Origin of the sequence: Shigella sp. FC1967, from assembly GCF_001743005.1 — a bacterium.
Lineage (GTDB): Bacteria > Pseudomonadota > Gammaproteobacteria > Enterobacterales > Enterobacteriaceae > Proteus.
The window spans coordinates 1-371 of sequence record NZ_MIIZ01001366.1 but is presented as its reverse complement, the minus strand read 5'-3'; the positions used below and the strand labels follow the sequence as shown (position 1 = coordinate 371).

Genomic DNA, 371 nt, shown 5'->3' with positions numbered 1-371 from the left:
GGGGGCTGGTGGACATGGAGGTGGCGCGGTTCATTCACGACAATCTTCACCTTTGCCAGGATCGGTATCCGACTCTCTTCCTGAACGTCTCCGAACAAACTTTGTACTCAGGCGTCATTTTCAAAGCCTGGGCGCGAGTTATCCAATCCATTGCTGAGAGTCACTCATCACGGCTTGTCATCGAGATTACAGAGGGCATTCAGGACGCCTCACTCGCATCGAGATGGGCCGCTCTGACTGAAATAGGGGTTGAGCTGGCGCTGGATGACTATGGAGACAAAAACTCTTCTCTGGAGCGCCTGAGCCGTTATGACTGGCACTATTGCAAGTTTGACGCGAGAAGACTGCGGTCGCTTGAAGACTATCCGGCC

The 371-nt window shown here is 53.6% G+C and carries 1 protein-coding gene; it reads left to right on the top strand.

Annotated features, from left to right (window positions below; translation table 11 throughout):
* Window positions 1-371: EAL domain-containing protein (locus tag BHE89_RS22060; RefSeq protein ID WP_128860777.1), on the top strand; the 371-nt coding region annotated here is incomplete at both ends.